Source organism: Mailhella massiliensis, from assembly GCF_020741395.1.
GTDB lineage: Bacteria > Desulfobacterota > Desulfovibrionia > Desulfovibrionales > Desulfovibrionaceae > Mailhella > Mailhella massiliensis_A.
Map to the genome: position 1 here is coordinate 1 of NZ_DYZA01000034.1, position 10,693 is coordinate 10,693.

Annotated in this window: 12 protein-coding genes; all 12 read right to left on the minus strand. The window is 59.3% G+C overall.

The features are described 5' to 3' along the window. Positions 1-43: 43 nt before the first annotated feature. Positions 44-1,273 (minus strand): bifunctional 3,4-dihydroxy-2-butanone-4-phosphate synthase/GTP cyclohydrolase II, encoded by a 1,230-nt coding sequence (locus K8W16_RS01900; protein ID WP_304120672.1) that lies wholly within the window; start codon positions 1,271-1,273, stop codon positions 44-46. Positions 1,274-1,351: 78 nt separating this feature from the next. Then, positions 1,352-2,020: a riboflavin synthase gene (locus tag K8W16_RS01905; RefSeq protein ID WP_304120675.1), complete on the minus strand. Its 669-nt coding sequence runs from the start codon at positions 2,018-2,020 to the stop codon at positions 1,352-1,354. Between the two features lie 3 nt (positions 2,021-2,023). Then, positions 2,024-3,154 carry a bifunctional diaminohydroxyphosphoribosylaminopyrimidine deaminase/5-amino-6-(5-phosphoribosylamino)uracil reductase RibD gene (gene ribD, locus K8W16_RS01910; protein WP_304120677.1) on the minus strand — a complete coding sequence of 377 codons (1,131 nt, stop codon included), beginning with the start codon at positions 3,152-3,154 and terminating at the stop codon, positions 2,024-2,026. Then, positions 3,151-3,690, minus strand: coding sequence for a cytidine/deoxycytidylate deaminase family protein (locus K8W16_RS01915; protein WP_304120678.1), 540 nt, complete (start codon positions 3,688-3,690; stop codon positions 3,151-3,153). The genes ribD and K8W16_RS01915 overlap by 4 nt, the downstream gene beginning before the upstream one ends. An 82-nt stretch (positions 3,691-3,772) precedes the next feature. After that, complete coding sequence (gene glyA / locus K8W16_RS01920) at positions 3,773-5,017, minus strand: serine hydroxymethyltransferase (protein WP_304120679.1); 1,245 nt, start codon at positions 5,015-5,017, stop codon at positions 3,773-3,775. Between the two features lie 48 nt (positions 5,018-5,065). Beyond that, the gene (fabF, locus tag K8W16_RS01925; protein ID WP_304120680.1) at positions 5,066-6,313 is read right to left on the minus strand and encodes a beta-ketoacyl-ACP synthase II; all 1,248 of its coding nucleotides are present in this window, start codon (positions 6,311-6,313) and stop codon (positions 5,066-5,068) included. 403 nt (positions 6,314-6,716) lie between these two features. Beyond that, positions 6,717-6,953 (minus strand): acyl carrier protein, encoded by a 237-nt coding sequence (locus K8W16_RS01930; protein ID WP_077072368.1) that lies wholly within the window; start codon positions 6,951-6,953, stop codon positions 6,717-6,719. A gap of 133 nt (positions 6,954-7,086) precedes the next feature. Continuing rightward, positions 7,087-7,830 carry a 3-oxoacyl-[acyl-carrier-protein] reductase gene (fabG, locus tag K8W16_RS01935; protein WP_304120681.1) on the minus strand — a complete coding sequence of 248 codons (744 nt, stop codon included), beginning with the start codon at positions 7,828-7,830 and terminating at the stop codon, positions 7,087-7,089. Between the two features lie 58 nt (positions 7,831-7,888). Next, positions 7,889-8,893 carry a beta-ketoacyl-ACP synthase III gene (locus K8W16_RS01940; protein WP_304120683.1) on the minus strand — a complete coding sequence of 335 codons (1,005 nt, stop codon included), beginning with the start codon at positions 8,891-8,893 and terminating at the stop codon, positions 7,889-7,891. 237 nt (positions 8,894-9,130) lie between these two features. Beyond that, positions 9,131-10,180 (minus strand): phosphate acyltransferase PlsX, encoded by a 1,050-nt coding sequence (plsX, locus tag K8W16_RS01945; protein ID WP_304120685.1) that lies wholly within the window; start codon positions 10,178-10,180, stop codon positions 9,131-9,133. After that, entirely contained in the window at positions 10,170-10,355 is a 186-nt protein-coding gene (gene rpmF / locus K8W16_RS01950; protein ID WP_304120686.1) for a 50S ribosomal protein L32, read from the minus strand. The genes plsX and rpmF overlap by 11 nt, the downstream gene beginning before the upstream one ends. A gap of 31 nt (positions 10,356-10,386) precedes the next feature. Next, positions 10,387-10,693, minus strand: a 307-nt coding sequence (locus tag K8W16_RS01955) for a DUF177 domain-containing protein (protein WP_304120687.1), incomplete at its 5' end; no start/stop codon positions are given.

The following is a 10,693-nucleotide window of genomic DNA, read 5'->3' on the forward strand; positions in this document are numbered from 1 at the left end:
GTTAAGCTGTCCTTCTATGGTCTTGACGGAATACATGGTTTCCTCACTCTGTCTTGGGGCATACCCGCCTGAGCAGGTGGCCCATTTTTTCTTTTTTCGTCAGCAGGTAGTCTTCATTGTAGCGGCCGGGCTCCTGTTCTATGGGAACCCGCTCCACAATGTCCAGCCCATAGCCTTCCAGCCCTACGATCTTGGTGGGGTTGTTGGTCAGCAAACGAAGCTTGCGTATGCCCAGATCCACCAGAATCTGCGCGCCGACGCCATAATCGCGCAAATCGGGCCGGAAGCCAAGACGAATATTCGCCTCCACAGTGTCCAGTCCCTGCTCCTGAAGCGCATATGCCCTGATTTTGTTGGCAAGGCCTATGCCCCGCCCTTCCTGACGCATGTACAGAAGAGCGCCCCGCCCTTCCCTTTCTATCTGGGAAAGCGCGGCGGCAAGCTGCCCGCCGCAGTCGCAGCGCATGGAGCCGAACACGTCGCCGGTGAGACATTCGCTGTGCACACGCACCAGCACAGGGGAAGGATCGTCCCTCTCATCCACGTCGCCCTTCACCAGGGCCACATGGGTTCGGCCGTCCACGGAATTTTCATAGGCAATGATGCGGAAATCCCCGTATTTCGTGGGCATGGAAGCTTCGGCGGCACGCTTCACTGCAACTTCGCCGTGCTCCAGCCTCCAGCGGATGATATCCTTGTTGGCGGCGATGTGCAGATCATGCTCGGCCGCGAATTTCTCAAGGTCGGGCATACGGGCCATAGTCCCGTCTTCCTTCATGATCTCGCAGATGACTGCAGCCTCCTTGAGCCCGGCCATGCGGCAAAGATCCACACTTCCTTCCGTCTGCCCCGCGCGGGTGAGCAGCCCGCCGGGCCGCGCGCGCAGGGGGAACATGCAGCCGGGCGAAACGAGATCGCCCGGAACAGCGCCGTCGGCAATGGCCGTCTGTACGGTATGGGCGCGACCCGCCGCGGAAATGGCGGGAGCATCGCCGGAACGCGCGTCGATGGACACGGTGAAATTGGTGCCGAAACGGGAGCCGTTGCGCCGCGTCATGAGCTGAAGGCCGAGCCTGTCGGCCCGTTCGGCGGAAAGTGAAAGGCAGATGAGCCCCCGCCCCTGCCGGGACATGAAATTGATGATTTCAGGCGTGACGAACTCGGCGGCGGCCACAAGATCGCCCTCGTTCTCCCTGTCCTCATCATCCACAAGAATGATCATCCTGCCCTTTTTCAGATCGTCAAGGGCTGTCTCCACACTGCACAGAGGCATACGCTGTCCTTCAAGAGCGGATTGTGAATGTTGACGCCCTGCCGGCACGGGCCTCTCCCGAAGCCGGCACAAGCGACGCTAAAAACCGAAGCCGTTGCGGCGCAGAAAATCCATAGTCACGCGCTCTTCCGGGGCCTTGTTCCGGCTCCCGGCATAGGGCTGCATGAGGTGCTTCACATACTTGCCGATGATATCCGTTTCCAGGTTCACACAGGAACCTGCCTTCCATGATGCCACCGTAGTCACGCGCCAGGTTTCGGGAATGATGTTCACTTCCAGAAAACCGGGGCCGCAGTCGTTTACGGTCAAGCTTATGCCGTCCAGAGTCACCGACCCCTTGGGCACTATCTGGGAGCTCCATTCCTCGGCAAAGGTAAGGCGTATGCAGCGGGAATCTCCCACAGGGCGCACGCTTTCCACCCGGGCCACGGTATCCACATGACCGCTTACGATATGCCCGCCGAAGCGCTCACCCATGGCCATGGCACGTTCCATGTTCACAAGCCCCCCCACGGAAAGCCCGCCCAAGTTGGAGCAGGAAAGCGTTTCCGCCGAAGCGAACGCCGTAAAGGAAGGTCCGGAGGCAATCCAGGTTTCCATAGTAAGGCATACCCCGTTGCAGGCCACGGACTCACCGATTTCCGGCGCTGCCCATGCGAAAAGGGGATGGAAGCGGAAGAGCATGTCTCCGCCCCTTCTCTCCATGCCTTCAATGCGGCCCTGCCCCTCGATAAGCCCCGTAAACATCGCTCAGCCCCTGTCCGCACGGAAATAAAGGTGTATGTCGCCGTCCAGCACAGAGGTACGTACCACGCGCATGCGCAGAGCGTCCTCCATATCGTCCGCCGTGCGACCGGCAAACACGGGCGTGGCATCGGCATCGCCGAGAATGGAGGGGGCAAGATGCAGATGAAACTCGTCCACCAGCCCCTGCTCCAGAAGAGAAAGGGCCAGTTTGCCGCCTCCCTCACAGAGCACATACAGGCAATGCTCCTGCTCCCTCAGGGTGACAAGCACTTCTTCCGCGTCCAGCGTATGCCTGCCGGAGGCGCAGTCCACGCCGTATACGCGCGCACCCCGGTTGCGCAGACCGGCTGCGGAAGGGGAAGCCGCCTGAGCCGCCGTGCTGAAGAACACGCAGTCGGAGGGTCTGTCGTCGAGCAGGTGGCAGGAAGCCTCGGCCCCGGGCAGCCGGGAAGTCATCACCGCCGCCAGAGGCTGGCGCTCGGCACTCTGCGTCCTTGCCGTAAGGCGGGGATTATCCAGCAAAAAAGTATTGCCGCCCACAAGCACGGCCCCGCCCGCGCGCCCTATGTTCTCGCGCAGGCGCATCACCTCCTCATGGGAGGCCCGGTTGGAAATACGCTGGGAGCGCCCCGCCCGCGTCGCAATACGCCCGTCGAGCGTGGAGGCCATTTTCAAAATGACATACGGCCTGCGCGTGGTCTGCCAGATGATGAAGTCGGCCACCAGATCGCGGCACTCCTTTTCAAGCACGCCCATCTCCACCTGTACGCCGTGCTCACGCAGAAATTCCGCTCCTCCTGAGGCCTGGGCATTCACGTCGGCCATGCCGACCACCACACGGGGAATACCCGCTTCCAGAATGGCTTTCGCACAGGGAGGAGTCTTCCCCTGATGATTGCAGGGTTCCAACGTGACGTACAAGGTACACTGGGAAGGATCCACGCCTTTTTCCCGCGCGTCGCACAGACAGTTCACCTCGGCATGGGCCTCGCCGCACACGGCATGCCAGCCTTCCGCCACAATGTTCCCGTCGCGCACCAGAACCGCACCTACCGTAGGGTTGGGAGCCGTACTCCAGCGCCCTCTTTCGGCCAGTTCCAGCGCTGCCCGCATGAATGGTTCGTGCCGGTTCACTCCCTGCCTCCTTCCTTTTCATCCGAGGCTCCGGCCTGCTCTGCCGGAGCGCTTTTTTCTGCCCCTTCAGGGCTGTCCGCCCCATGCGGCAGGTGTATGACCTGCACGCCGGCTTCGGCGAGCATGGCTTTTGAAAGCTCGTCGGGATAGTTCTCGGAAATCCAAATGCGCCTTACCCCGCAGTTTATCAACATCTTGGAGCAGATGAAGCAGGGGTAGGTGGTGCAGTAAAGCTCCGCACTGCGCAGGGAGATACCGTGCACCGCAGCCTGTATGATGACATTCTGCTCGGCATGAATCCCCCGGCATATCTCATGGCGCTGCCCGGAGGGAATACCGAGGGAAGCACGCAGGCAGCCGACTTCAAGGCAGTGCGGCACGCCGGAGGGGGCGCCGTTGTAGCCCGTGGCCAGAATACGCTTGTCCAGCACGGCCAAGGCGCCCACCTTCCTGCGAAGGCAGGTGGAACGCTCCGCTACAAGGTAGGCTATGTCCATGAAATATCTGGGCCAGCTGGCCCTACTGCCTTGCGCCATACATCCTCCCGTCTCGTCCGGGAACGTATCACTGTTTGAACATAAGGAAAAGGGCGGCCGCGCGCAGGGCCGCCCATGCTTTTTACCAGGCGAAAAGCGGGAACCTGCAGGCAAAGGCTTCCACTTCGCTGCGGATTTCAGCGAGACGGGATTCATGGGTGGTGTTGGAAAGCACATCCACAATCCAGTCGCCCACCTTCTCCATATCCTTCTCCTTCATGCCGCGCGTGGTGAGCGCGGCCGTACCGATGCGTACACCGGAAGTGACGAAGGGGGAGCGAGTTTCAAAGGGAACCGTGTTCTTGTTCACCGTGATGCCGGCAAGGTCAAGGGCATGCTCGGCATCCTTGCCGGTGATATCCTTTCTGGTCAGATCAAGCAGCATGAGGTGATTGTCCGTCCCGCCGGAAACAAGATCATAGCCGGCGTCTGTCAGGCAGGTGGCGAGCACCCTGGCGTTGCGCAGTATCTGCTCCTGATATTCCTTGAACTCGGGGCGCAACGCTTCACCGAAGGCCACGGCCTTGGCCGCAATGACGTGCATGAGCGGCCCGCCCTGCATGCCGGGGAACACCTTGCTGTTGATGGACTTGCCGTATTCCTCCCCACGTGAGGAAAGGATCAGGCCGCCGCGCGGCCCACGCAGGGTCTTGTGCGTGGTGCTCGTGGTGATATCAGCCCAAGGAAGAGGCGAAGGATGAAGCCCGGCAGCCACGAGGCCCGCGATATGAGCCATGTCCACCATAAGCTTTGCGCCCACTTCATCGGCAATTCTGCGGAAACGCTCGAAGTCGATGATGCGGGAATAGGCGCTCGCACCCGCCACGATGAGCGCGGGACGACATTCGAGGGCCTTCTTTTCCAGTTCCTCGTAATCAATGCGGCCCGTTTCACGGTTCACGCCGTAGGGAACGAAATTGTATGCGCGCCCGGAAAAGTTCACAGGGCTGCCGTGGGTAAGATGCCCGCCATGGGAAAGATCCATGCCCATGACCGTGTCGCCGGGCTTGATGAGCGCAAGATAGGCGGCCATGTTGGCCTGGCTGCCGGCATGGGGCTGCACATTGGCGTAATCGCAACCGAACAGCTTCATCGCGCGATCGCGGGCAAGGTTTTCCACAATGTCCACAAATTCGCAGCCGCCATAATAACGCTTGCCCGGATACCCCTCGGCATACTTGTGCGTCATGATGGAACCCTGCGCCTCGCGCACGGCAACAGATATGAAATTTTCCGAGGCGATGAGTTCAAGCTTGCTCACCTGACGGCGGGATTCCTTCCAGATGGCGTCCGCGACCTCAGGGTCGCGCAAAATCAGTTCTTCCATGGTTCTTCTGTTCCTGAAAATTGAGGGCCGGTCCCCCGGCCCTGCAGATTACGCGGTGAACTTCTTCAGTACGAGGCTTGCGTTAGTGCCGCCGAATCCAAAGGAATTTATCATGGCATAGCAGGGATCGAGCTTTTTCGACCCTCCGCCCATGTAGTTGAGATCACACTCAGGATCGGGTGTTTCCTGATTGATGGTACCGGGCACCATGCCGGTGATGAGAGTCATAGAGGCAAACACGCTGGCCACGCCGCCGGAAGCGCCGAGCAGGTGCCCTATCTGCGACTTCACGCCCGTAATGGCCAGATCCCTTGCATGGTCGCCAAAAACTGCATGCAGAGCCTTGGTTTCCGCAGCGTCGTTGGCATGGGTGGACGTGCCGTGGGCGCTCACGTGGTTTATGGCGTCGGGAGAAAGTCCGGCGTCGGCCAGGGCATTGCGCATACAGGCGGCCATGCCTTCACCCGTTTCCAGAGGCGCCACCATGTGATGGGCGTCGTCGGAAGCGCCGAAGCCTACGACCTCAGCATAGATTTTCGCACCGCGAGCCTCGGCGTGCTCCAGCGTTTCCAGCATGAGCATGCCCGCACCTTCGCCCATGATGAAGCCGCTACGACCGGCGTCGAAGGGGCGGGAAGCCTTTTCAGGCTCGTCCTGATGCGCCGTGCAGAGGGCCTTCATGGAAGTGAATCCGGAAATACCCATCTCCGTGATGGTGGATTCCGCACCGCCCGTAATGACGGCATCGGCACGACCGAGCACAAGCTGATCATAGGCGCTGCCTATGGCGTGCAGCGCCGAAGCGCAGGCACTCGTGGAAACCACGTTGATCCCCTTTGCGCCCGTGAATATGGCCACCTGGCCGGGAGCCATATTGGAAATGAGCATAGGAATATAGAAAGGAGAAACGCGGTTGGGGCCGGAAGTACGCAGCTTTTCGTGAAAGTCCTCAATAGTCTTGAGGCCACCGAGCCCAACGCCGAGCACCACGCCCACACGGCCGGCATTGCTCTCGTCAATCTTGAGGCCGGAGTCCGCCATGAGCTGCATGCCCGCACACACGGCCAGCTGGCAGAAGCGGTCCATCTTGCGGCACTGTTTGGCCGGAATGAATTCTTCGGGGTTGAAATCCTTTACTTCGCCCGCGATGTGCGTGGGAAATTCGGTGGAATCAAACTGAGAGATACGGCCGATGCCGGACTTACCGGCAAGAAGGGCCTCCCAACTGCTCTCCAGATTGGTGCCCAGAGGGGTGATAGCTGAAAGACCGGTAATGACAATGCGTTTACGATCCACGCGGAATAACTCCATGTAAAGTAGGTAACGGAACAATGCCCCTGCCCGGAAGGGTGCGGAACACCGGCTTTCCCTTTTCCGCGCGACAGGCGCAACACATGTCCCGCCGTGAAAAGGCCGACGTCTTTTCCGCGGGCCTCTCCTCCCGCGGGCCACTGGCAGAAAGCTGCTCCCGGCCCGGACGCCCCGGACGCACACAGCCGACTTGCACAGGAACTGTCATGTCAAGGTTGCGCATCCTTTTTACCGAAGCAGGCCTGATGCTCATCATGGCAAAACTGCAAATCCCGCTCCCACGGAAGCCTGCAACCCGCACACCATGCAACGTCGCTCTAAACTCGAATACGCCGGGGAACGCGAGGCTCCCCGGCATCTTCATGAAAACAAGATGAAAGGAAGTAACTTACTTCTGCTTGCTTTCAATATAGTTGATGGCGTCCTTGACCTTCAGGATCTTCTGGGCGTCCTCATCAGCGATTTCCACGCCGAAGGCTTCTTCAAAAGCCATGATGAGTTCGGTCAGGTCGAGAGAGTCGGCACCCAGATCTTCGATGAAGGAAGCTTCGGGAGTCACTTCTTCTTCAGAAAGCTGAAGCTGTTCGACGATGATCTGCTTAACTTTATCTTCAACGGCGGCCATGGTTCCCTCCAGGGGGTGTTTCAGGGTTCTACATCCATACCGGGATCGCTGCCCCGGCTACCAACCACATTCAAATTTCTCCAGACCTTCAGCCTTTGCCGGAAGGAGGAGCCGGATATATCTGGAAATATCTTCAGCAGTACAAACCGCCGTTTACGGCGATGACTTGCCCCGTGATGTACGAAGCCTTGTCCGAGGCAAGGAAGGCCACGGCATCGGCAACATCCTGCGCGGAGCCGAGACGCCCCAGAGGAATGGAGGCGGCATAAGCCTTCTTCGTTTCTTCGGTAAGGGCCGCCGTCATGTCCGTTTCAATAAAGCCGGGCGCGACGGCATTCACCGTCACGGAGCGTCCGCCCAGTTCCTTGGCGGCGGACTTGGTCATAGCGATGAGGCCCGCTTTGGCGGCAGAATAGTTGATCTGACCGGCATTGCCCATCTGACCGACCACGGAGGAAATATTGATGATGCGCCCGTCACGCTGCCGGGCCATGATCTTGGCGCTCTCACGCAGAAAAAGGAAGGCGCCGCGCAGATTGGTGTTGACCACGGCATCGAAATCCTCATCCTTCATGCGCAGGACAAGACCGTCGCGGGTAATGCCCGCATTGTTCACCAGCACGGAAAGGTGCACCTTGCCCTTGATCTCTTCCGCAAAGAAGCGAGACACGGCCTCGGAATCGCCGGAATCCACACAGAAGGCGCGGGCATGCCCGCCCATGGCCTCTATGTCGGCCACAGTCTTCATGGCTGCTTCCGGACGGCTCACATAAGTAAAGTATATCTGATAGCCGGCGGCGGCGAGCGTGAGGGCCACGGTACGGCCGATGCCGCGGGAACCGCCGGTGACAAGCGCAGTGGGAGAAAGTTCGCTCATGGTCAAGCTCCTATGGGGGGAATACTAAGCGTTTTCCGGGGAAATGACAACGAAGAAACTAAACCAGCAACGCGGAGCCCCAGGTCATGCCGCCACCGAAACTTGTCAGCAGAACCTTCATGCCCGGCTTCAGCTTTTGCGCGCGGCGAGCGTCCTCCATGGCCACGGGCAGTGTGGCCGCAGAGGTGTTTCCATAAAGCTGTACATTGGCAAAAACGCGTTCCTCATCCAGCCCCAGCCTTTCCCCCACAGCCTTGATGATGCGGAGATTGGCCTGATGGGGAATGAAAAGATCAAGATCTCCAAGGGTCATGCCGTTTCTTGCCAGAATACGCAGACTTTCTTCCGCCATGCTGCGCACGGCGTACTTGAATACCGCCATACCCTGCATGGAAATGAACCAGTCCGCCCCCACGCTGTCCCCTTCCTTGATATTGCAGGCCGAACCTCCGCCGATCTGAATGAGATCATGCAGAGAGCCGTCGGAAGAGCAGACCACGTCGCACAGCTGCCAGAGAGCGTTTTTGTCGTTTGCGCGAAGCACGACGGCGCCGGCAGCGTCTCCGAAGAGCACACAGGTGGTACGGTCGGTAAAATTGGTGCGGCGGCTCAGCCCTTCGGTGGCCACAAGAAGAACTACGGCGTCGTCATGTATATGAAGGATGGAGCGCGCAAGCTCAAGCCCGTACACGAACCCCGTGCAGGCGGCGTTGAAATCCAGGCACATCACGTCCCCTTTGCGTCCTTCCAAGGAGGAAAGACCGAGTTTCCCGGCAATGACGCAGGCCGTACTGGGGCAGAGATAGTCGGGGGTACAGGTGGCCACGAAAATATGGGTGATCTCTTCCAGAGATACTCCCGCTTCCTCAAGGGCAATACGGGCGGCTTCCACGCCGCAGTCGGAAGGATTGACGCCGTCCGCCAGGATATGGCGCTCCTTGATGCCCGTTCTGGTGGTAATCCAGTCATCGGAAGTCTCCACCAGCTTTTCCAGATCATGATTAGTCATAACCCGGGGAGGAATGGCGGAACCGAGTCCGCAGATATAGCAGGGATGATTCATGGATGTATCCGGACGAAACAGCATTGAAGGCAGCCGTTGCCATTTGAAGCAGGGAGGGGCCGTGACGGCCCCACCCCGAAAGAAGCCGCGCATTTTCCGCACAGGGACGAAGCGGCCGGCAGGTGCATCCGAAAAGGCACCCAATCTCGGAAGGCGGCGAAAATACGCCGCCGCCATGGCGCACTCCACATTCACCTCAGGGGCGGATGCGGAACACGAAAAAATTGCACGGCCGGATCACACGGAGCGACCGTAACTCGTCAGCTCCTCGTTGGCGCTGATCGTTTCCACAAGTCGCTGCTGAGTCCCCTTGACCACATAGGTATTGGCCATGGTAACCGCGCTTGTGATAGCCTTGGCATTGGACTTGCCGTGGCAGACTATGGCGATGCCCTTCAGACCGAGCAGAGGCGCGCCCCCGTATTCCGCGTAGTCCACCATCTTTTTGAAGTTCTGGAAGGCCTTCATAGAAAGCATGGCGCCGAGCTTTGGCAGCATGCCGTTGTTCAGAAGCTCCCTCTTCAGAAGATGCGTCAGGGAAGAAGCCAGCCCTTCGCTCAGCTTGAGGGCGATATTGCCCACAAAGCCGTCGCAGACCGCCACATCGATATCGCCGGTGAACAGATCCCTGCCCTCGGCATTGCCGATGAAGTTAAGATTGGAAGCCTGCTTGAGCAGTTCATAACTGCTTTTGACGAGCGAATTCCCCTTCCCCTCTTCCTCACCGATGCTCAGGATGCCTACGCGGGGTTCCTCATAGCCAAGGATATCCTTGACAAAGGTGGCCCCCATAAGACCGAACTGAAAAAGATGGTGAGGGCGACATTCCACGTTGGCGCCCACATCGAGAAGAAGCATGGGCGACTTCTCCGTGGGAATCACGGAAGCCAGCGCGGGGCGTTCCACGCCGGGAATACGGCCGAGAATGAACATCCCGCAGGCAAAAGCCGCACCGGAATGACCGGCGCTGATAAAAGCGTCGGCTTCTCCCTGGCGAACCAGCCTGCAGGCCACCTGCATGGAGGAATCCTTTTTGGTGCGCAGCACTTCGGAAGGCTTGTCGGTCATCTCCACCAGCTGCGTGGCATTGATGATATCAAAAAGCTCGCCTTCTTCGTTCTGTGCGGAAAGATCGGCAAGAGTCTTGCGGATCTCTTCCTCGATACCGACAAGGATAACCTTCGCGCCCGTGTTGCGGGCGGCCTGAAGCGCTCCGGGAACCACCACGGAAGGGCCGAAATCGCCCCCCATGGCGTCCACGGCCAGCCTTGGACGATTACTGCTCATCGCCGGCCACAGGTTCTACCTGGCGGCCGTCATACTTGCCGCAGGAGGGGCAAACACTGTGGGGCTTGGTGGGAGCGCCGCAGGAGCAGTAGATGACGGTGGGCTTGGCCACACGGTCATGGGAACGACGCATGCACTTTCTGGAGTGGGACTTTTTGTTCTGCTGAACAGCCATGATGTTTCTCCTTATCTCGGAAACAAGGGAGTCACCCCTGATGTTTCACTTTCAGTTGACGCAGAGCAGCCAGCCGCGGATCACCGCTGTCGCGGGAACAGCCGCAGGCACCTTCATTAAGATTCTTGCCGCACTCAGGACACAGGCCCCGACAGTCCGGCCGACAGAGAGGCTTCACGGGCAGAGCCAGCGAAAATTCCTCCCACAAAAGCGATGCCAGATCAAGAAAAGGCACTCCGCCTTCCATGGTCACGGCACATCCTTCCAGAAGTGCGGCGGGATGTTCCTCTTCCGGTTCGGTTTCAACGGGAGCGGGATATTCCTCGAACTCGTCGAAG